Genomic DNA, 24060 nt, shown 5'->3' on the forward strand with positions numbered 1-24060 from the left:
TCGCGGGGGACTCTCGGCATCCCTCGCTGCTGCGTGTGGATGCCGGTACCCCTGTCAGGCCGGCTTGCCGCGCATCTCGAGCGCGATCTGAGAAGCATCGAGATTCGCCAAGGCATTCTCCAGCAGGTCGGCATCGAAAATGCCGTTATCGCGCGCGTCGAGCAGAGCTGTTCGCTGAGCATCGATGACCGCCAGTCGGTGGCGTTTCTCATCGTCGAAATCGGCTTCCAACGGTGCGAAGGCGTCGTCGCTATCCGCAACCGCACCGTTAATATCCAACCGCGCCGGGACGGTGCGCGCGCTTGCCTTCAGGAGGGCAAAGAGGCGGGTTCGTTCTTCCCGTTCTCGCTCCGCGACCGCGACCTTATCGACCTTCGGCGAGATCCGTCGTACGACGGTGCCGATCGTTCCTCCCTGGACGAGCAGCGACATCGCCGCCACCGCAAACGCAATCAAAATGAGAGTCGAACGCTGAGGAGTATCAGCCGGGAGCGTCTGGGCTGCAGCCACCGTGATCGCGCCACGCATGCCAGCCCACACCACGGTGGTGCCCTCGCGCCATCCCAAGGGTTCACGCCGAAAATACTCGATATCGGCCAGCGACCGAGTGACCAGCCCGGTCACGCGTTGAAGATAGCGCTCCGACCTCGCGGGATTATGTTTGCTGCCGCGCTCGGCCGCATCCTGAATCTCCTTCGGGGCATTCAGCCGTTCCTGCATCACCTGCATCCGCGGTTTCATGGAGGCATGCCGACGAGACCGCCGCCCCAAAACGGCAAGCAGGGGAGCGACATAGGCGGCGCGCACTAGAACCGTGATGACGAGAGCGCCAGCTGCAGTGAGTACTGCGTTTCTGATTCCCGCGTCGTCGTTCTCGACATCTGTCAGAATCGTCGAAATCTGGAGTCCCATCATGAGGAAAATCGCACCCTCGAGAACAAGTTCGATCATGCGCCAATTTTGAGTATCGGACAGCCGATTCTGGGGCGAAAACAGCCGAGGTGCCCAGATGCCCGTCACGATTCCGGCGACAACGGCCGCGACCAACCCTGAAGCACCCAACAGCTCCGCTGGCACTGACGCGATGAAAGGCACCGTGAAAGAGATTGCGGTATTGACAGTCGGGTCCGTGATGCGTTTGCGAACCACGAGATTAAGCCAGCCGACCGCTCCACCAACAACGAGAGCAATAAGAACCGAGTAGGAGAACGATCCGACGGCGCCCCAAAAGGAGAACGTCGCTGCGGTCGCCACGATAGCGGCGCGGAGCAGGGCGAGTGCGGTGGCATCGTTGAGCAAGCTTTCGCCGTCGAGCATCGCGACTACGCGTTTCGAGACCGGGGTCTTCTTGATGATGGATGCCGCGACAGCATCCGTGGGACTCACGATGGCTCCCAAAGCGACACCCCACGCGAAACCGAGCCCGGGAATTACGAGCATGAAGAACACGCCCAGTATGAGGGCCGTGCCGACTACAAGCACCACAGAAAGCCCGCCGATTGCGCCAAATTCGCGGCGGAAGTTCATGGTCGGCAGCGAGACGGCAGCTGAATAGAGCAACGGCGGAAGGATGCCCTGCAGAATTAGCTCCGGATCAATTTGCACCGAGTCAAACGCAGGCACCAAGCTCGCCGCGACCCCAATCGCGACCAAAACGAGCGGCGACGCAACGCCGAAACGGGGGCCGAGAAGCGTCGCCGAGGCGATCACGATGAGTGCGATCACGATCACGATGAGCAATTCGGTCATGGGGTTAGCCTTTCAGCCAAAATTATCGAAAAGCTGACAGCAGTGAGGGCTGACGATGTCTCAGCGCGGGGGCGAGAAAAGCTAGACTCACACGGGTGAGTTTGCCTAGGTGTTAGGTGGCTCATGCACCTTGGCCAAGGAGGTCCACTTATGAAAAGTAAACTGTTTTCTGCCGCTGTCTGCGGTTCCACCCTATTGCTTGCTCTTACCGCCTGCAGCGCTGCCGGAGAGTCGGGATCGACCGCTACCGGCGAATTGACCGGAACGGGTACTGGCGCAGAATGCGTCATCGATTCTGCAATTCCCATTGGTGCTTCCTTTAGCCTCACCGGTGCTGCTGCACAGTACGGTGCTGGGCAGAAGAATGCACTCGAACTTGCGGTCAAGACTCTCAACGAGGTTGGCGGCGTCACGTACGACCTCACTGTCGAGGACGACGCGACCGACCCTAAGGAAGCCATCCAGGTCTTCGATGGCTTCATTAGCGCTGGCGCTAGTGTCATCATCGGCCCGACGCTGTCGAACACGGCAAAGCAAACAGACCCGATCGCGCAGGATGCTGGCGTTCCCGTGCTCGGTGTGTCCAACACTGCAGCGGGCATCACCGAAATCGGTGACTACATTTTCCGCGACTCCCTCACTGAAGATGCCGTCATCCCGCAGACCGTCAAGGCTGCTGTTGACAGTCTCGGTGTGCAGAAGGTCGTTGTCATGTACGCCAATGATGATGCATTCACCGAATCTGGCTACCAAGCGTTCGCTGCCGCTCTCGAGGACCAAAACGTTGAGGTCGCCGAAACTCTCACCTTCTCCAAGGCTGACACTGACTTCCGCGCCCTGCTCAACAAGGCGAAGCAGTCTGACGCCGACGCGATCATCGTTTCTGGTCTCATCGACGCTGCAGTGCCGCTCGTGACTCAGGCCCGTGAAATCGGCATCGACACCCCCATCATCGGTGGAAACGGCTTCAACTCGCCCGCACTCATCGAAGGTGCTGGCGATGCTGCAGAAGGCGTCATCGTGGGAGCCGCGTGGAATTCTGCTTCAGACAACGAGCAGAACGTGAAGTTCATTGATGACTACACCGCCGCCTACAGCTCAGCTCCCGACCAGTTCGCCGCTCAGGCGTACGCCGGAATGCAGATCATTGACCAGGCAGTCCGCTCAGAATGCTCGGGCGAGCGTGACGGTATCAAGGCTGGCCTTGGCACAATCACGGATGTTCCTACCGTTCTCGGTAATGTGACTCTGAACGCGAACCGCGACGCTGAACATGACGCTCTCGTGCAGATCGTTCAGGACGGCCAGTTCGTCATTCTGAACTAGCGTCACCGCACCGCACCGCCACTACATGCAGACTGCGTGCCGCCTTCGGGCGGCACGCAGTCACAGAGCAGGGACTCCACCAATGCAACTCTTTCTGGACGGGATATTTCTCGGCTCGATCTACGCGTTATTCGCGATCGGGTTCACTCTGGTATTTGGCATTCTTGACCGGCTGAACCTCGCCCATGCGGCAGTGTTCACCGCCGGCGCCTTGGTCGGTATCGAGATCGTCACCGTCTTCGGAGTTCCGATCTGGCTGCTCATCCCCATCGTGCTGGTGATTGGCGCGATCCTGGGTATTGCTATCGAGCGCATCGCTTTCAGGCCGCTCGCCGGTCGCCACGATGCGCACTTCGCGGGGCTCATCTCTTCGATCGCGTTCGGCGCGATCATCCTCTCTCTATTGCAGGCGCTGTACGGGGCCGATACCCGTCGTTTTCCTGCGGATGCCTTTCCCACTACGCGCGTGGAAATCTTCGGCGCGACAGTATCCCTGCTTCAAGTCGTCATCCTCATCATCAGCGTCTCGCTCATGGTCGTTCTCACCTGGCTCGTGGCCAAATCCAAGCTGGGTCGAGGAATGCGCACGATCGCCGAGAACCCGCACGCCGCCGCTGTGCTCGGCCTTAACGTGGGCCGCATTAGCAGCACAACCTTCGCTCTCTCGTCTGCGCTCGGCGCGGTTGCCGGCGTGCTGTTCACCCTGAACGTGAACGCTGCATCCCTCGGTGTCGGCCATGCCGTTGAACTCAAGGCCCTCGCAGTGATCATCGTCGGCGGAATGGGATCCCTGCCGGGAGCACTCGTTGGCGGTCTGATCCTCGGTCTCGCCGAGGTGCTCGCCGTCAACTACATCGGCAGCTCGTGGCGAGACATGGTGGCGTTCGGGCTGTTGTTCCTCATCCTCATACTTCGACCGCAGGGCCTTTTCGGTGCTCGCAAGACGCGGGAGGTCTAATCGTGATCGCGGAATATTCGTCACTCATCACCCTGATCGCCCTCACGGCGATTCTCGCCTATAGCTTCTACGCCGTGCTCATCGCCGGCCAGTTGAGCTTGGCGCAGGTAGGGCTCGCCTCGTTGGCGGCCTTCACCTCGGCGCTTGTCGTACCCTCCGAGCCACTATTTGGCTTCATCCCGCCGCTCGTCATTGGCATCGTGTTCGGCATGTTTGTGGGTGCCTTCGCCGCGTTTATCTTGGGTCTGCCCGTCATTCGCCTTCGTGGCGTGTTTCTGGCGATCGCCACTCTCGCCTTCGGCGAAATGGTGCGGATCTTTCTGATCAACCAGACGTGGACGAACGGTGCGCAAGGGTTGAGCTTCGCCAAGCTCGTTGGCCCTGGCGTCGCCTGGATCGCGTTGATCGTCGTGGCGTACTGGTTCTGGCGCCTGTCTGGTTCCCGCCTTGGGCGAGCGTTCGCCGCAATTCGCGAAGATGAACTGGCCGCGACCACCATGGGCATCGACGTTCCTCGGTACCGGATGGCGTCGTTCGTGATCGCCGGAGCAGTTGCGGGCCTCTATGGCGTGCTTCTCGCGCACTTCTCCCGTTTCGCGGATCCGAACGAGTTCTCGTTTACCGCTGCGGTTGATGGGCTTGTCACGGCAGTCGTCGGCGGTGTCACGCTCTTCATTGGCCCCGTTCTTGGTTCCGCTTTCCTCAGTTTGCTTCCTGAAGTGCAGCGCGCGATCGGAATTGATGCCGGGTGGATTCGCCCCACGATTTCGGGTGTGCTTCTTCTTGTCGTGATCCTCTTTCTTCCCGGTGGCCTCTCGGGGCTTATCCCGGTGCGAAAATCGGCCAAGCGTCTGAACGTCGATCCGTCATTCCAGCCCACGCTGCCTGCCCTGCCCGCTGTTGGTTCCGAACTCGTCAGCCTGAGCGGTCTCGGCAAGTCGTACGGGGGCGTGCACGCCGTGCAATCTGTTGATCTCACGGTGAATGCCGGCGAGGTGCTCGGTCTGATCGGGCCCAACGGCGCAGGAAAGACCACCCTCGTGAACATGGTGACCGGCCTAACGCCGCCAACGACGGGAACCGGCAACGTTCTCGGCGTTCCTCTCACCGCCAGCACGAAAGCTCACCGCCTGGCGCAAGCCGGAGTGGCGCGCACCTTCCAGCAGATCAAGCTCTTCAACCGCCTCTCGGCGCTCGAAAACGTGCTCGTCGGCGGCTACCGCATCACGCAGGACACACTGTTGCGTCGGCTGTTCTTCTTGCCCTCAGCTCGGCGTCTCGAGCGTGAAGCCGTCGCGATGGCTTCCGCCCAGCTGGTCCGCGTGGGCCTCGGCGAGAAAGCCGCGAACGCCGCCGGTGACCTCTCCTACGGCGACCAACGTCGACTGGAGATCGCCCGCGCGCTCGCCTCTCATCCCTCTCTCCTCGTGCTCGACGAGCCCGCAGCGGGAATGAACCATGTCGAAGCAGCAAGCCTGTCGGAGCTCATTCGTTCGCTGGCGGCCGACGGCATCGCAGTGCTCGTCATCGAACATAATGTGCGGATGATGCTGGCCACGTGTGACCGCATCATGGTGCTGAACTTTGGTGAGATCATCGCCTTCGGAGAGCCGAGCGAGATCGCTCGGGACCCGCGCGTGCTCGAGGCCTACCTCGGATCAGCGGGCTCCGATGAGGATGTCGAGGCGGCATCCGTGCTCGCCTCCGAAACCCTCGCCCACGTTGTCGATGACCGTGCAGCCGAGCACCCCGAGCATGACGGTGCTGCTGCGGCCGACGACGCGACTACCCCGGAGGAGAACCGATGAGCGACCCGATTCTGAGTGTCACGGGCCTGCAGGTCAACTACGGGCGCGTGGAGGCCGTGCGCGACGTGTCCTTCGAGGTGCCGGTCGGCTCGCTTGTCACGCTCGTCGGCGCCAACGGTGCAGGCAAGACTTCGGTGCTCAACGCCGTATCGGGGCTCTTGCGCCCGCGCCAAGGTGTCATCACTTTCGAGGGCACAGACGTCACCAAGTGGCCGGCGCACCGCCTAGTGAAGGCGGGGCTCGTGCAGGTGCCGGAAGGTCGCGAGATCTTGGGCACCCTCACGGTTGCCGAGAACCTCACTCTGGGTGGCTGGCACCGCAGCAACAGTGCGATGCACGCAAAAGTGGCTGAAGTCTACGAACGATTCCCCGTGTTGTTTGAGCGTCGCAAACTGCATGCTGGCGCGCTATCGGGTGGAGAGCAGCAGATGCTGGCTATTGCTCGCGCTCTGATCGCTGAGCCGAAGATTCTCCTGCTCGACGAACCGTCGATGGGGCTGGCTCCGAAGATCGTCGACGAAGTGTTTAGGGTGATCGAAGAGATCCGGCAGACCGGCACCACGGTCGTTCTTGTCGAACAGAACGCCCGCCGTGCCCTCGCCGCCGCCGACTACGGTTACGTCTTAGAGACTGGTGAAGTGTCGCACTCTGGCCCCGCCCATGAACTGCTCGCTGACGAGAAGGTCATCGAGGCCTACCTCGGCCTCGACTAGGGCAGACAGCGAAAAGACCCGCAACACCCCTGTCCGTTGTGCGACGAGGATGCTGCGGGTCTAGCCACGCAGTGGGGCGACCTGTGCGGTCGCCGCCACCGCAACTACGGCTGACTGCGGATGATCGAAATAGGCCCCGACTGATCGCTCGCTGTCGTCAGTTGGTGCGAAGCGGCATTCGTTGCCTTCGCTTCGGCATCGTCGCTGTCATCGTCGTCCCCGAGCACGTTGAGCGATTCCGTGGCTTCTCCGCGGTCGATGCTGGTGGCCAACGGAACCTCTTTGAGGAACATCAGCAGCACGGCCGAGAGCAGAACCAGCGGCACCATGTAGAGGAACACCGGTGCCAGCGAATCGTTGTAGGAGCTGACGATGATCTCGCGCAGTGCATCCGGAAGATCGCGCACAGCAGCTGGCGTCAATGAGTTGGTGTCGCCGGTGGCGCCAGCGGCAGTCGCCGGAAGGCGGGTGCTCAGCAGATCGGTGAGACGAGCAACGAACAGGCTGCCGACGACTGCGGTGCCAATTGAGGCACCAATCTGGCGGAAGTAGTTGTTGGATGCCGTAGCGGTGCCGACCTGCGAGTTGGGGAACGTGTTCTGCACGATAAGCACCAGAATTTGCATGCTCATGCCGATACCGAGGCCCATCACGGCGAGGTACGAGCAGAGAATCCAGAGGGGGAGGTCGGGCGTCATAGTGGAGAGCAACGCCAAACCGGTAGCGAGAACAAAGGCGCCCGTGATCGGTAGCCACTTGTAGCGGCCGGTGCGACTAACCAGTTGGCCCGCCGTTACCGAACTCAGAAGAAGCGCACCCATCATCGGAATCATCAAGAATCCGGCCTGGGTCGCATTCACACCCGTCACCATCTGCAAGTACGTCGGCATGTAGGCGAGGGCACCGAACATGGCGATACCGGTAATCAGGCCGGATGCCGTCGTGAGAACAAAGTTGCGTTCCTTGAACATGCCCATGGGCATGATCGGCTCGGCGGCGGAGCGTTCCACCATCACGAAGGAGAAGGCGGCGACAACGGCGATGATGATTAGCGAGATGATGAGCAGCGAATCCCAGTCGTACTGTGTGCCACCCCAGGTTGTCGTGAGAACAACCGCTGCCGAAGCAATGGCGAGCAACACCATGCCGGCGACATCGATGGTCGGCTTGCGCTTGTTGTGTTTCGGGAGCTTGAGCAGGGTGACAGCAGCGAGGATCGCTAGGGCACCGAGCGGGAGGTTCATCCAGAACGCCCAACGCCATCCGATCGACTCAGTGAACCAGCCACCGAGTAGTGGCCCGGCGACGCTCGCGAGAGCAAATACGCCACCGATCGCGCCCATGTAACGGCCACGCTCGCGCGCGGGAATCACATCGGCAATGATCGCCTGCGACAAAATCATGAGGCCACCGCCGCCGAGTCCCTGAACGGCGCGGCCGACGATCAGCCAGGTCATGTCGGGGGCGAGCCCGCCGACAACAGAGCCAATCATGAAGATAGAAATTGCTCCGATGAACAGACCCTTGCGACCAATGAGGTCACCGAGTTTTCCGTAGACGGGCATCATGATGGTCGCAGCCAGAATGTAGGCCGTCGTGACCCACAGCATGTGGTTCACGCCATCGAGCTCTCCCACAATGGTGGGGAGTGCGGTGCTGAAGATGGTTTGGTCGAGAGCTGAGAGCAGCATCGTCACCATGAGACCCACGAACAGCAAAAGGATGCTGCGCTTCGTAGCGGGATCGTTGAAGGATTCGGGAGTGACGTCGGCGACAGGTGGTTCGTTGGTGGTTGTCATTGAAGTGTGTTCAGTGTTTCTCGTGTAAGTCCGATCGCGCGAAGGTACATGGAGTCGATGTCGGCGGTAGCGCCGGCAGCAATCCATTCCTTGACTGCGATTCGAACGGATGCGACGCAAGTGGCTACGGCAATTTCGGCGACGTGTTCGGGGTCGCGGGGGAGCGTAGTTTCTCGCTTATTGAGGAATTGGACGACGGCAGCAGCCATCGTGCTGTTCAGTTGCGTGAATTGGTGAATCTGTCGGCTCAACAAACGCGGGTGTTCTTGAACAAGAGCCATCCGCTGAGTTTTGAGCTGGGTACGAGCGGCCATCGGGCCAAAGATGTGAAACATGGTGGAGACGATCGCAACGACCAAGTCATCGGTTTCTGCGCCGGCGACTCCAGCATCAATCGCGCGCTGAACTTCTCCCATGTCCTGAGTTCCGAGGATGGCATCCTCTTTGCTCTCGAAATAGTTGAAGAAGGTGCGCGGCGAGATGTCTGCACGGTCGCTGATCATGTCGACCGTGGCGCCATCAAGCCCTTCAGCCGTGACGATTTCAACCGCGGCAGTTTCGATGCGCAGTCGCGTTTCGATTCGTTTGCGGTCGCGGAGACCGAGGGCAGGAGTATCAGGCACTCAGCAATAATTGCAGAGACTGCAAAAATGCACAACTGCAAAAAGCTGGGAGAGTGCTTAGAGCTCCGCGCCGGCTAGAGCGTGATGGATTCGCCCGGTTGCAGAATCGTCAGTTCGCCACCATGGCCAGCCATGGCATCCGTAATTCTGGCGGCCGAGAGGGCAAGTCCCTTGTCGGAGAGCACGGCATCGTGCGTCTGAATTGCCCGCTTCGGGGCTAGCTCCGTCACGTAATCCATGACCTCACTGATCTTCAGCCACGGAGCGCCGGCGGGGATCGCGGCGGCCGCCACAGGCTTCGGCGGCACTGTGAAGGAGTCTCCGCCGTACCAAAACTCGCCATTCACGAGCACTCCGAGGTTGTCGATCATCGGGATCGAGGGATGGATGACGGCATGCTCGCCGCCGAAGAATTCGAGGGTCCAGACGCCTGCAGTGATCATCGCGCCGTCAACGACTGTCGTGATGTTCCAGTTCGTGGCAGCGGCCGCGACTCCGGCAGGACCGAAGATGGGCGCGTCGGGATTGTTGTCGCGAATGCGCTCGAGTTGCTCGTCGGTCCAATGGTCGGGGTGTTGGTGGGTGATCACGATGGCGGTCACGTTGTCGAGCGCGGGAAGTGGCTCGGTGAACCCGCCGGGATCGATGACGAGGCGCTCATTCTGGTGTTCGAGAACGAGGCAGGCATGCTCATACTTGGTGACCTTCATGCTTTGAGCCTAAGCCTGTGGTGCGCTCGATGCGAGACAGTGCGACATACTGAAGTGTGGAGTCGATCAAACCCCTGCGTCTAGTTGTCGCGATCAATCCCACAGCATCGTTTGGCCGCGGCAAGAACGTGGGCCCGCGTGCTGTTGAAGCGTTGCGTGCGCTCGGGCATGATGTGACTGCCCTTGAGCAACCTAATTTCGCTTTGCTGTTGAAGCGCGGGCGAAAAGCGGTCGCTAAAAAGCCAGACGCACTGCTGGTGGTTGGCGGCGACGGCATGGTCAATTTGGGCACCAATTTGGTGGCAAAAACCAAAGTGCCGTTGGGTATCATTCCGTCGGGCACTGGCAATGACATGGCTCGAGGTCTCGGCATCCCACTGTCTGATGTGGATGCCGCTGTCGCGAGTATTGTGCGCGGCCTGGCGAGGCCGCCGCGCGCGATCGATGCCGGCAGCGTTACCTATGTGGATGACGCCACGGGGTCGGCCGCGACCCGCTGGTTTGCGTGTGTGCTCTCCGCCGGTTTTGATGCGATCGTCAACGAGCGTGCGAACCTCATGTCGTGGCCGCGCGGTGCCAGCCGCTACACGGTCGCGCTTCTCATCGAACTGTTGCGCTTGCGCCCTATCCATTACAAGCTCACCCTCGACGATGTGGTGATTGAAACCACGGCGGCGCTTGTCAGCGTGGGCAATAACGTGTCGCTCGGTGGCGGCATGAAGGTGACGCCTGATGCGATTCTGGATGACGGCCTCGCCGATGTTCTCGTCGTCGAAGCCTTGTCACGGTTGGCTTTCTTGCGCGTCTTCCCGCGCGTCTTCAGCGGCAAGCATCTCAGTGACCCGCGCGTGACGGTCTATCGGGCTAAGCGAATTCGTATCGAGTCCGAGGACATCATGGCGTACGCCGATGGGGAGCGCTTTGCGGCGCTGCCAATCGATATCAAGATGGTTGCCGGTGTGCTGAACGTGCTGGATCAGCGGCCGTAGCCAGCGCCTGCTGGTGTCTCGCTAGGCAGTAGGGGATGCGGCGTCGGTGGCGATGCACGCGTAATCAGTCATGAGCGTGCCATCGTCGGCGGAACGCTCGGAGATGATGAATTCCTGGTCGGGGCGCGCTGTGCCATCCGCGACTGTCTCTTTGAACGCGCTGAACGTGTCAGAGCAGGCTGAGGAGACAGCGTTCTGCAAGCCGCCGGCGTCAGTGATGGCACTCTTCTTGAGTTCGCCCTTGCCGATCACAATGTGGCTGTGATCTGTGGTGCACGGGGTCACTTCTGCTTCGCTGAGGTCGCTTCCCTCTACGAACGTAAAGCAGTCATTGACGAGTAATTCGGTGGAGCCAATGATGGTCGGCTCGAGCACTTGGCCACTGTCATCGCGGGGAATTTCAGGGGAGAGGAGTGAGCACCCCGTGAGGGCGGCGACAGCCGCAACAGCAATAAAAGTGGCAGTGGTGGCGCGCGTGAAGGCAGTCAAAAATGATCCTGTGATTATAAATTGGCAGAAGTGGGAAAAGTAGCGCCAAAGGTGTGGCATACTTTTCTAGTTGTTGTGAGGCCCCATCGTATAGAGGCCTAGTACGCCGCCCTCTCACGGCGGTAACACGGGTTCGAATCCCGTTGGGGTCACAGTAGCAAAATCCCGGTCTCGTTCGTGTGAACAAGACCGGGATTTTATCGTTAACGGGACACCCAATTCAGGGGGTCAATTGCGCCTTCATTGCGCGGTACCCGCGGTACCCGCGGTAGTGCCGAGTTCAGTGTTGAGCCGGCTTGGGCGAATCATCCGGCCGACGCAACCCTTGCTTCGTGATGAATTCTCGTTACGGTGGAGGGGTGCGTAACTTCAGCGCAGTCGGGATGTGATGGACATGTTTATGGGTGGAAACGGCCAGTGGGTTCGCGCCCGCAACGAGGCCGGAGCCAAACTTTTTCTTCAAGAGAAACAGCTGGAGGCCGAACGTCATGCGGCCTCTCGGGCTCGCTCCCGAGCATTCTGGAAGCGAACCCGTCGACGGGTGCGTGAATCGTGGCAACGCTGGCGAGCTAAGCGTCACTCACGCTGAACGCCAATCACGTTGAACGTGCTTACTCCGCGATGAACTCGAGAATGTCGCGGCCGAGTTGCTCCTGGTAGTCGCCATAGATGCCGTGGGGCGCTCCCGCATACACCTTGAGCGTTCCGTGTTTCACGAGCGCTACGGCCTTGTGGGCGGCATCGTTGATGGGCACAATCTGATCGTCGTCGCCGTGCGCGAGCAGGATGGGAACATCCAGTGCCTTCAGGTCTTCGGTGAAGTCGGTTTCGGAGAATGCCTTCACGCAGTCGTAGGCAGCGGCCAGATTGACGTTCATGCCTTGGCGCCAAAACTCGCGCTTAGCACCCTCTGACACGGCGGAGCCTTCGCGGTTGGCGCCGAAGAATGCCTCGGTCAAGTCAATGTAGAACTGCGACGCATCCTTCAATACACCCGCACGGATGCCATCAAATGCTTCCAGGGGCAAGCCATCGGGGTTGGTGTCACTGATCACCATCTGCGGCGGCACAGCACCGGCAGTGATGACCTTCGCGACGCGGCCGTTGGCGTGCTGAGCGGCATAACGGACCACTTCACCGCCGCCTGTTGAGTGGCCGATGACGACAAGGTTGCTGAGATCGAGATGTTCGACGAGCTCAGCGAGATCGCGGGCATAGGTATCCATGTCATTGCCGGTGTACGTCTTGGAGGAGCGACCGTGTCCGCGGCGGTCGTGCGCGATAGCGCGGTAGCCGTTGTCGGCGAGCAGTTTGATTTCGACTTGCCAAGCATCCGAGGAGAGAGGCCAGCCGTGGCTCAGCAGTACCGGCTGACCGGCACCCTGATCGGTGTAGTAAATCTCTGTTCCATCGGAGGTGGTGAAGTAGGGCATTGCGGGTTCCTTTCGCGTGGTGGGGAGAACTCTGTCTCAGGCTAGAAAGCCAATCGCTGTTGCGCGTGCCCCCACGAGTCCTAGTCAGCTACCCGCAGAGGCCCGCGCCGGACTAGATTTACTAGTGCGGGAATTGGGAAAGGACCCCTCGTGGCCGATCAACAGGGTGCGCTCGGTGAGTACTTGTGCGCTCGCCGCGGAGGGCTCACGCCCGAGCAAGTAGGGTTGCCTGCTGACCCTCAGCGCCGTGTCGCCGGGCTGCGTCGTGACGAAGTCGCCGCGCTCGCGGGCATCAGCCGCGAATACTACGTTCGGCTCGAACAGGGCCGAGATGATCGCCCGTCGATGCAAGTGATCAGTGCTCTCGCGCGAGCGCTTAAACTCGACGAATTTGCTGTCCGCTACCTCGTTCGATTGGCAACGCCTCAAGCGCCTCGACCGCAAGCAGCGGGGCCGTTGCCGGATGCCATCACCGGCCGTCTACTCGAACAGTGGCCAGATAGCCCCGCTCTCGTTCTCGACCCTAACCGCGACATTGTCGCTAGCAATTCACTGGCGCGAGCTCTTGTTCCCGAGAGTTTTCAGGTCGGAATGAACCTCATGCTCAATACCTTCTTGCCTGGGGCTCGCACGCGGCATCCTCATTGGAGCGGTCTCGTCTCTGATCACGTCGCGGCGCTTCGCTTCTACAGTGATCCGACGGATCCGCGTCGGCAAGAGATCGTCGCTCAGCTGCTGCGTGAACAGCCCGAGTTTGCTCGCTGTTGGGCGCGCCATGACGCTCGACCGTTCAGCGACAGGACCTTTCGTGTGCCGATTGCGGGGGTCGGGGAAGTGGAACTCAACATCCAACTCTTCTCGCTGCCGGTGCATTTTGGCTACGAGCTGATGGTGGTGTTTCCCACCCCCGGATCGCCCGCCGCCTCCGCTCTCGCGTACCTCGCCGCTCGCGGTACTGGGCCAGGCGTTACCCCCACACGTTTTAGCGAGCCAGACTCACCAACGCGCTAAATCGTCGTGGTGGGTGGCCCCACCGGGGCTAGGCTGCCGCGACCGTCGCGCCCTACGGTGAGCACATGAACGAAGATGTCGATCTCGCCATTGAGCGCCAACGTGCTCTGGCGACTGCGCACCTCAGGAACTGGCGCGAAGTGCCAGCAGTGCTGCTGGATCGGCATCTTGAGGTGCTCGCCTCGAACCCGCTCGCTCGAGCGCTCTCCGCCAGTTTTGAGAGGGGCGTGAACCTCGCTCGTTTCACCTTTCTCGAGCCCACTGTCGAGCGCAGCGGGGCATCCTTCACCGCGGCGGCAACCCAGATCGCCGGGATGCTCAACGACTCGCTCGCGCTTCATGAGAGCGATAGCGAATTTCGGGAGATAGTGGGTGAGCTTTCGGCCAAGAGCCCCACATTTTCCGAAGTGTGGGCGAAAGAGTCGATCGGAGCGCAGGTGACGGGCACCGTCAGCTTTACTGATACCGGCGTTGGCACGCTCAGCCTGGGCTATAGCCTCGTGAGAATCCCCGAAGACACCGACGACTATCTACTCGTTTTCTGCACGACCGATGATGCCGCGCAGTCGCATCTCGATTCACTGATAGCGCTCATTGCGCATGATCCTCCGTCTTGCGGTAAGGGCTGACGAGGCTCCACGTGAGAAGCAATTAGGCATCAGGTGATAACTGGTCGGAACGGAAAGCGGATGCCCCCGGCCGTCGAATCGACACGAGGTACGCGATCGCGGCAGCAGCGTGAGTGTCTGGCTCGACTAGGTAGGTCACGAGATATTGGCCGGGAGCATTCGAGACTTCGAGGGCTTGCCACCGAAATTCGACCCAGCCGATGGGATCAAGGAGCACGTGGAGTGTGCCTCCCGTATGAGGTCGCGCCTCGTGCCGAGCCCAGAGTGGTCGAAAGCTTCGGTAGGTCGTCGACAAATAGCCGACGACCTCGTGCAGCCGCGGATCATTGGGGTCGCTTGAGAATCGAAGTGCAGCGAGCATTTGGTTGAGAATAGACTCCCAGCCCTCCAGCACCGCGGCAGGCTGTTCCTCCTCGATCGCGCGGGCGTAGCCGCCGAAAGCATCGATGAGTTGATTGTGCCCCGGTTGTACTTCGGGACTGAGGGCGCGCATCAACTGATTGGAGGCGAGCACATCATGGTTGCGATCAAAGAGGTAGGCGGGGGTGTGCGACCAGTAGTCGAGCAATCCCAGTACCGACTCCGACAGCGGATGCGAACGCATCGTTTGTGACCCCGGGCGCGCTAGTCGAAAGAAATAGTCGCGCGCATCGTCATCCAAGCGCAGCGCTCGCGCCAGCGCACTGAGCACTTGGTCGGAGGGGTGCTGATCGCGGCCCTGCTCGATGCGCACGTAGTAATCGGCGCTGATGCCCGCGAGTTCGGCGACCTCTTCCCGACGAAGACCCGACACTCGCCGACCCGCCGCGGCGGGCAGTCCAACGTCGGTGGGCTGCAGCGAATCCCTTCGCGCTCGCAGATAGCTGGCGAGCGGATTCGGCTCGTGGGCCATCGGGTCTCCTCGTGCTCTCGGCAGCGTGCTCAGTGCTGAATCTAGTACACGATTCGTAACAGAAAGTAGCGAGAAGACACATGCTCGACGCGTGCCGCGATGAGGCTCAAGATAGGGCTCACACCCCATCCGGAATCCTGACTCACGAAGGAAAGCGACCATGCCGCATCTCACTGCCACGCCCACTGCGATCGAGAATCGCTGGGCGGCTAGCGCCCGCCCCACCACACCAGAGGGCTGGCTTCAGCGCGCTCAAGAAGTGTCTGACATCCTGGCCGCAGATGCGGTTGAGCGAGATGTCGCCAACCAGCCGCCGCACGCCGAAGTGGCGCTTCTCAAGAACTCAGGGCTCGTCACGCTGCTCGGACCGGCCGAGCATGGCGGCGGTGGGCAGGAGTGGGAGACCACCTACAAGGTCATCCGCACGATTGCGCGGGGTGACGGCTCGATCGGTCAACTGCTCGGCTACCACTACCTCTGGGCGTGGGCGGCGCGCCTCGTCGCCACCGACGAGCAGATCGTCGCCGTGGAGAAGCACTACACCGAGAACAACTACCTCTTTGGCGGTGCGGTGAATCCCCGCGATTCTGATTTGCTCGTCACGGACGAGGGCGACGGGATCGTCTTCACCGGCAACAAGTCGTTCTCGACGGGCGGTGTCGTTTCGGATCTCACCGTGCTCGAGGGAATCCTCGAAGGAACCGACACTCATGTTTTTGCTATCGTGCCGACAGACCAGCCAGCAATCGTGTTCAACGGCGACTGGGACAATCTTGGCCAACGACTGACCGAATCCGGCTCCGTACAGATCAATGGCGTGCGCACCGGATGGTCGTCAGCGCTGGGCTTCGTGAACAAAGAGTTTCAGCCGCTCACCTACGGCACTCTCAACGTGCCCGCGATCCAGTTAGTCTTTGCGAATTTCTATCTCGGCATTGCGCAAGGAGCGATTGAAGCCGCCTCGTCGTACACGCGCACCAAGAGCCGCGCTTGGCCCTATGGCGGTGACACCAAAGCGCACGCGAGCGAGGAGTGGTACATCCTCGAAGGCTACGGTGAGCTTCAATCGAAACTCTGGGCGGATGAGGCCCTGCTCAATGCTGTCGGCGCCGAAATCAGTGCGGTGCTTCACGCGCCGCGCACCGAGCTCACCGAACGCCGCCGTGGCGAAATCGCCGTGCGCATTGCAGCCGGGAAGCTGCGCATCAGCGACGACGGCTTGGAGGTCGCAACGAAGGTGTTCGAGCTGACGGGTGCTCGGGCATCCGCCAACTCAGTGGGCCTCGATATTTTCTGGCGCAACCTGCGCACCCACAGCCTGCACGACCCGGCGCCGTACAAGAAGCGCGAAGTCGGTCAGTATGTGCTGCTGAACGAAGTACCAGAACCGAGTTGGTACACCTAAGCAGCGTTGGGCGCTGAGTGCAATTAGCCCTTGACTGCGGCGTCAACAGCCTCCGGCAGATTTTCTAGACGACTCGTCTCGATGTATTCGTCGTTCACGAAGAAGGTGGGAGTGCTGTTGACGCCCAGCTCAACGCCGGCGTCGAAGTCGGCCTCGACACGAGCCTGAGTCGCAGGGTCGGCTACTGCGGCATCGTAGGCATCCATATCGAGCCCGAGTTCAACGGCGAGCGCACGAAAGGCATCCGTCTGTGGGGGAGTGCCGCCGGCCCAGTCGCCCTGAGTTTCGAAGAGGCGGTGGTACATGGCCTCGAACTCGCCCTGCTGGGCAGCAGCCTCGGCCGCGATGGCGGCATCCATCGAGTTGAGGTGGCTCGGCAGCGGAAAGTAGCGAACGACGTAGTTGATATCTCCGTCGTACACTTCGCGCAGGGCCTCAACATAGGGGTAGAACTGACCGCAGGCACCACATTCGAAGTCGAGGAATTCGACAATGGTGACCGCATCGGAGCCGACATCGTCGATGTAATTTGAATCGCTCGCTACAGCGGAGGCGAGTTCGGAGGAGTCCGAGCTGGTGCTTGCTGTGTCGGTATCGGCGTTCTTCGCCGTCACGTACACAAAGACGAAGGCGGCGACGAGAGCGAGGATGCCCAGTGCAGCAAAGGTGGGCAGGAGGGCTTTCTTCACACGAGACTCCGAACAGGCTGGGATTGACGGCCAGCGCCCATTGCTGAGCGCGAATCAAGGCTATGCGAAAGTCGAGCCGCGCGGAGGCCGTTTAGGATGACCACCAGCTCGGCGAGCTCGTGCACGAGCACCACACCGGCCAGGCCGAGAACGCCCGTGAGCGCCAGCGGGAAAAGACCCACGATGATCGCAAGCGACAGCACGATGTTTCCCGTCATGATGCGACGCCCGCGCCGAGCATGAAGCAGCGCCACCGGAATGAGTCTCAGGTCGCTGCCGGTGAAGGCGACATCCGCAGACTCGACCGCCGCTGCCGAGCCTGTCGCACCCATCGCAATGCCCACGTCGGCGGTGGCCAGTGCTGGTGCGTCGTTGATACCGTCACCGATCATTGCCGTGGGGGACTCCTGGGAGAGTGCGGCGATCGCGTCGGCCTTGTCGGCGGGAAGGAGTTCGGCGCGCACATCGCTGATCCCAGCTTCGGCTGCAATCGTCGTTGCCGTTCTGGAATTGTCGCCGGTGAGCATGAGGGTGCGGATGCCCGCGCTCGCCAATTGCGAGACAGCCTCCGCAGCGTCGGGCCGCAGTTCGTCGCGGATGCCGAGTAGCCCGATCACGATGCCGGAGCGTTCGATGGCCATCACGGTCATGCCGTCGTCGGCGAGGCGAAGGGCGGCTGGCGAAAGCTCGCCGGCGTCCATCCAGCGGGTGCTGCCGGCACGCACGGAAACGCCGTTCACGGTGCCGGATATTCCGCGGCCGGCATCCTCTCGTACCTCTAGTGCTTCGGGGTGGTCGGGACATGCAACCAGGACCGCGTGAGCGAGCGGGTGGGTGCTGTGGGTTTCGAGCGCAGCGGCGATGCTCAGCACCTCGTCACGCGTCACCCCATCGACGGTTTCGACGGCAATAACGGTTGGCTGGTTTCGCGTGAGCGTGCCGGTTTTGTCGAAAGCAACGGTGCGGATGCTGCCCATGCGTTCGAAGGCGGCGCCCGATTTCACGATGATTCCGAGCTTGCTCGCGGAGCCGATCGCCGAGATGACCGTTACAGGAACGGCGATCGCGAGGGCGCACGGCGATGCGGCCACAAGCACGACGAGCGCTCGTTCAGTCCAGAGCTCGGGGTCGCCGACGAGGAAGCCGAAACCAACAATGGCGGCGGCGACTCCCAAAACGATCGGCACGAGAGGACGAGCGATTCTGTCGGCCAGTCGAGCACGAGCGCCCTTGCGCCCATTCGCTTCTTCGACAAGGCGCACGATGGTTGTCAGGGAGTTGTCGGTGCCAGCCGCAGTGGTGCGGATGCGCAAAGAACCTTCACCGTTGATCGAACCGGCGAGCACAGCGTCGCCGGTGTCTACCGCGGCGGGGAGCGATTCGCCCGTCACGGCGGAGGTATCGATGCTGCCTCGGCCGCTCACCACGATGCCATCCGAGGCGACGCGCTCACCGGCGCGCACGACAAGAACGTCACCGATCACGATGTCGCGAGTCGGTACGCTCAGCTGGGCCCCTTCGCGCTCGACCACTACCGCGTCGGGAATAAGCGCGAGAAGAGCGCGCAATCCTTGGCGTGCGCGATCCATTGCACGATCTTCAAGAGCTTCGGCGATGGAGAAAAGGAAGGCGAGGGCGGTAGCCTCGCCAACATGACCAAGGAGTACAGCACCGATGCCGGCAATTGTCATCAGCAGCCCTACCCCGAGGGAGCCGCGGAGCAGGCGACGCACTGCACCGGGCACAAACGTTGTTGCGCCCGCGAGGAGGCTCAGAAACTGCAGGGTGAAGGTGACCCCGTCAGTGACTCCGGACCAACCCACAATGACGGATGCCGCGAGAAGCGCTCCCGAGGCTGCAGGCAGCGCGAGGGCTCGGTCTTTCCACCACGGCGCGACGGCAGCGTCCACTCGACGTGACGCTGGAGCTGCGTCAGGCGTGGTGCCGGCGGTAGCGGTGCCGAGCAGGGTTACGGACTCGGTGCCGCGTGACTTGAGCGGAGCATCCACGCCACAGCACTCTTCGCTCATGCGGTCACCTCGGCGGTCGTGTTGGGGGTGCAGCAGAACGGATCGTTGCAGTTGTCGCCGGCGCACGGTGTGCCGTCGTCGACGGCGAGCACGACGTTGAGGAGGTCGTTGAGGGCGTGGGCAAGGTGGGGGTCCGAAACGTCATAGCGGGTCGAGCGACCTTCGGGTGTTGCGACGACGAGCCCGCAGCCGCGCAGACAGGTGAGATGGTTGGAGACGTTGCTGCGCGTGAGCTCAAGGTCGTGCGCCAGTTGCACGGGATATCCGGGCTTCTCGAGCAATGAGAGCAGAATGCGGGCACGAGTGGGGTCAGTCATGGCTCGGCCTAGGCGGTTCATGACATCGACACGAGAAGCAATGGTCAGCATCCACTGACCATACAGTGACCGCTGACCATATGTCCACGGGCGAAACTGTGAACTTTCCCGTATTGAGCGAGCGCGCGTCGGCTATCATGGGCCATGCGAAGGGGAGTATCCCACCTCGTTGTACTCGTCAATACGAACCGCTCAGTAGCGGTTCCGGGGCAACGGCATCCACGTCTCTGGCGGATGCGGGAGAGACTTTCGAGTCTTGCTACGCCTCGAAACCCTTGAACGGATTCTTTTGACTACTCTGCCTATTTGGTTTGAAGTGACGTCGATGTCAGTGCTGCTGATCATTTTGACGGCCGATCTCATCATGGCTTACAAACGCCCGCACATTCCGAGCACCAAGGAATCAGCATTGTGGGTTGGCTTCTACGTGAGCCTTGCCCTCGTTTTCGCCCTCATGATGTTCCTGCTCGGCGATGTTGAACAGGCCGGCCAATTCATTGCCGGTTGGGTCACGGAATACAGTCTCTCGATCGACAACCTCTTTGTCTTCGTGATCATCATGGGCCGTTTCTCGGTGCCGCGAAAGTACCAACAAGAGGTGCTGATGGTCGGCATCCTGATCGCTCTCGTGTTGCGTGGAATCTTCATTCTGCTCGGTGCGCAATTGATCGAGAACTTCAGCTTTATCTTCTACATTTTTGGTGCGTTTTTGCTCTACACAGCCATCCGTCAAGTGTTCGAAGACCACGACGACATGGAACAGACCGAGAGCGGCATCATCCGCTACTTGCGCAGACACATCAATATTTCCCCGAACTTCGACGGTGGCAAAGTGCGCACCGTGGTCGACGGCAAAAAGGTCTTCACGCCGATTCTCGTGGTCTTTATTGCGCTGGGAATTACGGACCTCGTGTTCGCGATCGACTCGATTCCGGCCATCTTCGGAATCACGACCGACCCCTTCATCGTGTTCGCGGCCAATATCTTTGCTCTGATGGGCCTTCGCCAGTTGTACTTCCTTCTTGGCGATCTCATCGACAAGCTCGAGTACCTGCACTATGGCATCGCCTTCGTGCTGGCCTTTATCGGTGTCAAGTTGTTCTTCCACGCCATGCACGTCAATGAGCTGCCGTTTATCAACGGCGGAGAGCCGATGCTGTGGGCACCCGAGATCGGCACCTGGACCTCGCTCATCGTGATCCTTGCCGCAATGGCCGTTGCCGTCGTGGCGAGTCTCGCCAAGATGCGCCGCGACAAGAAGCGTGAGCTCGCCGAACTCTCGGTCGACTAAGCGGTATTTCCTGCATACGCGAACGCGCGGTGGGGCACCTCGAGCATGAGCTCGCCGGTGCACCACCGCGCGTTTCGTTTGCGGAGCGGTGAGTTATCCCGCAGTAATAAGGCGCGACTGCGCGAGGCGTTCTGCGGCGTCCAAGGTGGTGATGCCCTGGGCCGCAGCATCGCGGAAGATCGTGGTCACGGTGTCACCGATGGCCTCGACGCGCTTCGCAATGGCGTCGGCATCCGCATCCGGCTCCGAAGCCATATCGAGGTAGATCACACCGCCACCGTTCACGACGAAGTCAGGTGCCCAGAGGATGCCGCGTTCAGCAAGGGCTTCGGCGCCGTCGTGCTGGGCAAGCTGGTTATTCGCGGCTCCGACAACACCGCTGACGTTGAGTTCGCGGATGACGCGGGGGCTGAGCGCGCCGCCCATGCCACACGGGATGTAGAGGTCGGCAACCACGCTGTGCGCTTCGTCGGCGTCAACCCAGTTGGCGTCGAGTTCTGCCGCGAGCAGCTTGCGGTCGAGATTGACATCGGTGACGGTGAGCACGGCGCCGGCTGCGGTGAGGGAACGTGCCAAGCGGCCGCCGACCTGGCCGAGCCCAGAAATAACGAGGTGGCGACCGGCAAGATCGCGCGTACCGAACAGTGCTTCGCAGGTGGCGAGGATGCTCGCGTGCACGCCTGCAGCAGTCGCATCCGCCGGCTCGCCAGCGCCGCCCTGATCAGCGGGAAGGCCGCAGACGTGCTCGGTGCGCTCAGCAACAATTGACATCAATTCGGCACTTGTGCCGACATCTTCCGCCGTCATGTAGGCGCCGTTGAGACTCTCGATGGCGTCACCGAGATCGAGCATCGCATCGCGCTTCTGGTCCGCCGTGAGGGTGACACCCATTGGAATGTGGATGACCGACTTGCCGCCACCACGGTTGAGGCCAGCGGCAGAGTTCTTGAGCGTCATTGCGGCGGAGAGGCGCAGGGAGTCAGCGACCGCGTCGGTCCAGTGCGGATAGTTCCACATTCGGGCACCACCGAGGGCTTGGCCGAGAACGGTGGAATGAACGGCAACGGTAATGACAAGCCCCGAGCGTTTGCCTGTTGAAATCAGAACGTTCTCGTGCGTGAAATCCGCATTTTCGAGAGCGGATACGGGGGCTTCTAGCGTCGTTGATGCGTGCGAAATCATGAACTTCTCCTGCGTGTGGGCCTTGTGGGCAAAACAACAAAATGGCAAGTGGTGGTAGCGCGAGGGTGGTGCGCTCTGGTCAGCATACCGCCGGGTTTCCGCGGTGTCGCCTATTCGTTGCTACCTTTTGATTTGGCACATGCTTGAGCGATCGGGCCCGGTCGTCACTGGCCCACATTGTGCGCCAAGCAGCGACAGAGAGACCAGTTCATGAGCGACACTTCGCCAGCGCCTGAGCCGAACAAACCAACGGCTCCGCCGAACAAGCCAACGGCTCCGCCGAACAAGCCAACGGCTCCGCCGAACAAGCCAACGGCTCCGCCGAACAAGCCAACGCCTCAGGCGAACAAACGCAGGCCCGTCTGGAACCTCGTCAAGTTCTTCGTTATCCCGCTCGCGATCATCGCGATCATTGGCGTGCTGACGACGCAAAAGCATGATGGGCGGGCAGAGATCATCGAAAACGGTCTCGTCACGCAGGCCGTGCCGACCGGTAATACTGTTGACGAGTCGAGCCGCTCCGGCCGTCACACGGTTCAACTCGTGCGCCTTGAGTTCAGCTACGAGGTTGACGGCAAGACATACATCGCTCTCGGCGACCACAGCTACGACGAAGGGTCCTTCGACAAAGAAGCTGCGCTCGCCGCAAATTCCACAGCAGAGGTGCACTACGTCGAGGCCGACCCTGCTACGGCAATCGTGCTCGACACCGACTACCGCTAATCGAGCGTTAGTTCGCAGAATGCATTTGCCGCTCGGTTCAGACTGAATAGATTGAGCAGCATGTGTGTCGATAACGCCGAGATCGCATCGTCGAGGTCGAGCCTCGCATCGAGTTGTGTTCGGGCGTCAACGCCATACCGCTAGGGATCTGGATGACCGACTTCCGTGCACCGCCCAAGCCTTGTCTGAGGACGGTCGCATGAACGGCAACGCTCATAACACGACCGGCGCGCTCGCCGGTCGGCACGGGAACAATCTCGTTGCGGGACTTGGCATTTCCGAGAGTGGATATGCGTGCTTCTCACGGCGTTGGGTCCGCGTAATCATGAACTTCTCCAGCGCGAGCGACGTGCGTTGTGGATAGCATGCCACTGGGTATGCGCGGTGTCGCCCATTCATTGCTACGTTGATATCTGACAAATACTTGGGGGCACAGCGATGGTTTCGAATCAGTACACGGTTGTGCTGCCTAACGGGCCTCTGAGCGTGACGGCGTATGCCAATTCAGACCGCGGATCAGTGCGCACTTTGAACGAAGACAGCATGCTCGTGTTGCCTCGCGTCTACCTCGTTGCCGACGGAATGGGCGGGCATTCATTCGGCGATCGCGCGAGTCAGTGCGTTGTTCAGAGCGTCGCTCGTGCAGTGGCGCAGCACGACATCCTCACGCCCGAACACATCGTTCATGCCATCTCAGAGGCCAACCTCGCCGTCATCGCGCTTCGTGGAGAAGAAGACGGAGTATCGGGAACAACCCTGTCGGGCATCGCTCTGGTCTCTGTGGGGGCCGACGAAGAAACTCGTTGGATGGCGTTCAATGTGGGGGACTCCAGAATTTATGGTTGGGATGGGCGAAGCCTGCAGCAGCTCTCCGTCGACCACTCTGCCGTGCAAGAACTCATCGACCTCGGGCACATCACCTCGATCGAAGCATCCGTTCACCCCGATCGCAACGTGATCACGCGAGCCCTGGGCATCCACTCTCACGTCGATCCGGATTTTTGGTTATTGCCAGTTGCGACGCAGCAGACTTTTGTTGTGTGCTCCGACGGCCTCACGAAAGAACTCGACGACGACCTTATTGCAGGCATTCTTGCTGACCGTGCCGCTCTCAGTGACGACGAATCGATCGCCGATCGACTCGTTGCGGCCGCCATCGCGGCCGGCGGCTCAGACAACGTCACGGTTGTCGTAGTCGACGCTGCGCGTGCCGCCGACAATGACGCAACCGATGAAGACACTGTCGACCGCGTCATTCCGCAGCACCTCGAACAAACCCGACCCAGGAAGTAGA

At 60.9% G+C, this 24060-nt stretch carries 22 protein-coding genes and 1 tRNA gene; 12 read left to right on the top strand and 11 right to left on the bottom strand.

What is annotated here, in order from left to right; translation table 11 throughout:
* Window positions 1-54 precede the first annotated feature (54 nt).
* Window positions 55-1749, bottom strand: a complete 1695-nt coding sequence (locus I6E60_RS05735) for a sodium:proton antiporter (protein WP_197123860.1) — start codon at window positions 1747-1749, stop codon at window positions 55-57.
* 150 nt (window positions 1750-1899) lie between these two features.
* Here I6E60_RS05735 and I6E60_RS05740 point away from each other — a divergent pair, with 150 nt between their 5' ends.
* The 4 genes from I6E60_RS05740 (at window position 1900) to I6E60_RS05755 (ending at window position 6554) form a co-directional block, all read left to right on the top strand.
* Window positions 1900-3075, top strand: a complete 1176-nt coding sequence (locus tag I6E60_RS05740; RefSeq protein WP_197123862.1) for an ABC transporter substrate-binding protein — start codon at window positions 1900-1902, stop codon at window positions 3073-3075.
* Between the two features lie 82 nt (window positions 3076-3157).
* The gene (locus I6E60_RS05745) at window positions 3158-4033 is read left to right on the top strand and encodes a branched-chain amino acid ABC transporter permease (protein ID WP_197123865.1); all 876 of its coding nucleotides are present in this window, start codon (window positions 3158-3160) and stop codon (window positions 4031-4033) included.
* 2 nt (window positions 4034-4035) lie between these two features.
* Window positions 4036-5841, top strand: a complete 1806-nt coding sequence (locus I6E60_RS05750) for a branched-chain amino acid ABC transporter ATP-binding protein/permease (protein WP_307784392.1) — start codon at window positions 4036-4038, stop codon at window positions 5839-5841.
* Window positions 5838-6554: an ABC transporter ATP-binding protein gene (locus tag I6E60_RS05755; RefSeq protein ID WP_197123777.1), complete on the top strand. Its 717-nt coding sequence runs from the start codon at window positions 5838-5840 to the stop codon at window positions 6552-6554. Before I6E60_RS05750 ends, I6E60_RS05755 begins: the two co-directional genes overlap by 4 nt.
* 104 nt (window positions 6555-6658) lie before the next feature.
* On the opposite strand, the gene I6E60_RS05760 is transcribed toward I6E60_RS05755, so the two are convergent.
* The 3 genes from I6E60_RS05760 to I6E60_RS05770 form a co-directional block, all read right to left on the bottom strand.
* Window positions 6659-8353 carry an MDR family MFS transporter gene (locus tag I6E60_RS05760; RefSeq protein WP_197123867.1) on the bottom strand — a complete coding sequence of 565 codons (1695 nt, stop codon included), beginning with the start codon at window positions 8351-8353 and terminating at the stop codon, window positions 6659-6661.
* Window positions 8350-8976: a TetR/AcrR family transcriptional regulator gene (locus I6E60_RS05765; RefSeq protein WP_197123781.1), complete on the bottom strand. Its 627-nt coding sequence runs from the start codon at window positions 8974-8976 to the stop codon at window positions 8350-8352. Before I6E60_RS05765 ends, I6E60_RS05760 begins: the two co-directional genes overlap by 4 nt.
* A gap of 74 nt (window positions 8977-9050) precedes the next feature.
* Window positions 9051-9686 carry an MBL fold metallo-hydrolase gene (locus I6E60_RS05770; protein ID WP_197123869.1) on the bottom strand — a complete coding sequence of 212 codons (636 nt, stop codon included), beginning with the start codon at window positions 9684-9686 and terminating at the stop codon, window positions 9051-9053.
* A 56-nt stretch (window positions 9687-9742) separates the two neighbouring features.
* On the opposite strand from I6E60_RS05770, the gene I6E60_RS05775 reads away from it, so the two are divergent.
* Window positions 9743-10675 (top strand): diacylglycerol kinase family protein, encoded by a 933-nt coding sequence (locus I6E60_RS05775; RefSeq protein WP_197123871.1) that lies wholly within the window; start codon window positions 9743-9745, stop codon window positions 10673-10675.
* 21 nt (window positions 10676-10696) lie between these two features.
* On the opposite strand, the gene I6E60_RS05780 is transcribed toward I6E60_RS05775, so the two are convergent.
* Complete coding sequence (locus I6E60_RS05780; RefSeq protein WP_197123873.1) at window positions 10697-11164, bottom strand: hypothetical protein; 468 nt, start codon at window positions 11162-11164, stop codon at window positions 10697-10699.
* A gap of 79 nt (window positions 11165-11243) precedes the next feature.
* Between I6E60_RS05780 and I6E60_RS05785 the strand changes: the two genes are divergently transcribed.
* Window positions 11244-11316, top strand: a tRNA-Glu gene (locus tag I6E60_RS05785).
* Window positions 11317-11775: 459 nt separating this feature from the next.
* Here I6E60_RS05785 and I6E60_RS05790 read toward each other — a convergent pair.
* A complete protein-coding gene (locus I6E60_RS05790; RefSeq protein WP_197123874.1) occupies window positions 11776-12597 on the bottom strand; it encodes an alpha/beta fold hydrolase in 822 nt (273 codons plus the stop codon).
* Window positions 12598-12747: 150 nt separating this feature from the next.
* Here I6E60_RS05790 and I6E60_RS05795 point away from each other — a divergent pair, with 150 nt between their 5' ends.
* Both I6E60_RS05795 and I6E60_RS05800 read left to right on the top strand, forming a co-directional pair.
* Window positions 12748-13608: a helix-turn-helix domain-containing protein gene (locus tag I6E60_RS05795; RefSeq protein WP_197123875.1), complete on the top strand. Its 861-nt coding sequence runs from the start codon at window positions 12748-12750 to the stop codon at window positions 13606-13608.
* 65 nt (window positions 13609-13673) lie between these two features.
* Window positions 13674-14237, top strand: a complete 564-nt coding sequence (locus I6E60_RS05800) for a hypothetical protein (RefSeq protein ID WP_197123877.1) — start codon at window positions 13674-13676, stop codon at window positions 14235-14237.
* Between the two features lie 22 nt (window positions 14238-14259).
* Here I6E60_RS05800 and I6E60_RS05805 read toward each other — a convergent pair whose 3' ends face one another.
* Window positions 14260-15129, bottom strand: a complete 870-nt coding sequence (locus I6E60_RS05805; RefSeq protein WP_197123879.1) for a helix-turn-helix transcriptional regulator — start codon at window positions 15127-15129, stop codon at window positions 14260-14262.
* 160 nt (window positions 15130-15289) lie between these two features.
* Here I6E60_RS05805 and I6E60_RS05810 point away from each other — a divergent pair, with 160 nt between their 5' ends.
* Window positions 15290-16534 (top strand): acyl-CoA dehydrogenase family protein, encoded by a 1245-nt coding sequence (locus I6E60_RS05810; RefSeq protein ID WP_231601136.1) that lies wholly within the window; start codon window positions 15290-15292, stop codon window positions 16532-16534.
* Between the two features lie 23 nt (window positions 16535-16557).
* Here I6E60_RS05810 and I6E60_RS05815 read toward each other — a convergent pair whose 3' ends face one another.
* The 3 genes from I6E60_RS05815 to I6E60_RS05825 are packed head-to-tail and all read right to left on the bottom strand — an operon-like array spanning window position 16558 to window position 19621.
* Window positions 16558-17223 carry a thioredoxin domain-containing protein gene (locus I6E60_RS05815; RefSeq protein ID WP_197179260.1) on the bottom strand — a complete coding sequence of 222 codons (666 nt, stop codon included), beginning with the start codon at window positions 17221-17223 and terminating at the stop codon, window positions 16558-16560.
* Entirely contained in the window at window positions 17220-19253 is a 2034-nt protein-coding gene (locus I6E60_RS05820; protein ID WP_197179262.1) for a cation-translocating P-type ATPase, read from the bottom strand. Before I6E60_RS05820 ends, I6E60_RS05815 begins: the two co-directional genes overlap by 4 nt.
* Entirely contained in the window at window positions 19250-19621 is a 372-nt protein-coding gene (locus I6E60_RS05825; RefSeq protein ID WP_197179264.1) for a helix-turn-helix transcriptional regulator, read from the bottom strand. The genes I6E60_RS05820 and I6E60_RS05825 overlap by 4 nt, the downstream gene beginning before the upstream one ends.
* A gap of 274 nt (window positions 19622-19895) precedes the next feature.
* Between I6E60_RS05825 and I6E60_RS05830 the strand changes: the two genes are divergently transcribed.
* Entirely contained in the window at window positions 19896-20861 is a 966-nt protein-coding gene (locus tag I6E60_RS05830; protein WP_231601343.1) for a TerC/Alx family metal homeostasis membrane protein, read from the top strand.
* A gap of 93 nt (window positions 20862-20954) precedes the next feature.
* On the opposite strand, the gene I6E60_RS05835 is transcribed toward I6E60_RS05830, so the two are convergent.
* Window positions 20955-22043: a Glu/Leu/Phe/Val dehydrogenase family protein gene (locus I6E60_RS05835; protein WP_197179268.1), complete on the bottom strand. Its 1089-nt coding sequence runs from the start codon at window positions 22041-22043 to the stop codon at window positions 20955-20957.
* A 210-nt stretch (window positions 22044-22253) separates the two neighbouring features.
* Between I6E60_RS05835 and I6E60_RS05840 the strand changes: the two genes are divergently transcribed.
* Together I6E60_RS05840 and I6E60_RS05845 are read left to right on the top strand one after the other, a co-directional pair.
* A complete protein-coding gene (locus I6E60_RS05840; RefSeq protein WP_197123892.1) occupies window positions 22254-22766 on the top strand; it encodes a DUF3592 domain-containing protein in 513 nt (170 codons plus the stop codon).
* Window positions 22767-23204: 438 nt separating this feature from the next.
* A complete protein-coding gene (locus I6E60_RS05845) occupies window positions 23205-24059 on the top strand; it encodes a PP2C family serine/threonine-protein phosphatase (protein WP_197123894.1) in 855 nt (284 codons plus the stop codon).
* Window position 24060: the final 1 nt, after the last annotated feature.

Origin of the sequence: Salinibacterium sp. SWN167 (assembly GCF_015864665.1) — a bacterium.
Classification (GTDB): domain Bacteria; phylum Actinomycetota; class Actinomycetes; order Actinomycetales; family Microbacteriaceae; genus Rhodoglobus.

Coding starts and splice junctions, on each gene's coding strand:
- I6E60_RS05770 (WP_197123869.1), bottom strand. CDS start 9,686: ATGAAGGTCACCAAGTATGAGCATGCCTGCCTCGTTCTCGAACACCAG.
- I6E60_RS05845 (WP_197123894.1), top strand. CDS start 23,205: ATGGTTTCGAATCAGTACACGGTTGTGCTGCCTAACGGGCCTCTGAGC.
- I6E60_RS05790 (WP_197123874.1), bottom strand. CDS start 12,597: ATGCCCTACTTCACCACCTCCGATGGAACAGAGATTTACTACACCGAT.
- I6E60_RS05740 (WP_197123862.1), top strand. CDS start 1,900: ATGAAAAGTAAACTGTTTTCTGCCGCTGTCTGCGGTTCCACCCTATTG.
- I6E60_RS05760 (WP_197123867.1), bottom strand. CDS start 8,353: ATGACAACCACCAACGAACCACCTGTCGCCGACGTCACTCCCGAATCC.
- I6E60_RS05835 (WP_197179268.1), bottom strand. CDS start 22,043: ATGATTTCGCACGCATCAACGACGCTAGAAGCCCCCGTATCCGCTCTC.
- I6E60_RS05800 (WP_197123877.1), top strand. CDS start 13,674: ATGAACGAAGATGTCGATCTCGCCATTGAGCGCCAACGTGCTCTGGCG.
- I6E60_RS05820 (WP_197179262.1), bottom strand. CDS start 19,253: ATGAGCGAAGAGTGCTGTGGCGTGGATGCTCCGCTCAAGTCACGCGGC.
- I6E60_RS05840 (WP_197123892.1), top strand. CDS start 22,254: ATGAGCGACACTTCGCCAGCGCCTGAGCCGAACAAACCAACGGCTCCG.
- I6E60_RS05805 (WP_197123879.1), bottom strand. CDS start 15,129: ATGGCCCACGAGCCGAATCCGCTCGCCAGCTATCTGCGAGCGCGAAGG.
- I6E60_RS05735 (WP_197123860.1), bottom strand. CDS start 1,749: ATGACCGAATTGCTCATCGTGATCGTGATCGCACTCATCGTGATCGCC.
- I6E60_RS05825 (WP_197179264.1), bottom strand. CDS start 19,621: ATGCTGACCATTGCTTCTCGTGTCGATGTCATGAACCGCCTAGGCCGA.
- I6E60_RS05745 (WP_197123865.1), top strand. CDS start 3,158: ATGCAACTCTTTCTGGACGGGATATTTCTCGGCTCGATCTACGCGTTA.
- I6E60_RS05830 (WP_231601343.1), top strand. CDS start 19,896: ATGTCAGTGCTGCTGATCATTTTGACGGCCGATCTCATCATGGCTTAC.
- I6E60_RS05755 (WP_197123777.1), top strand. CDS start 5,838: ATGAGCGACCCGATTCTGAGTGTCACGGGCCTGCAGGTCAACTACGGG.
- I6E60_RS05810 (WP_231601136.1), top strand. CDS start 15,290: ATGCCGCATCTCACTGCCACGCCCACTGCGATCGAGAATCGCTGGGCG.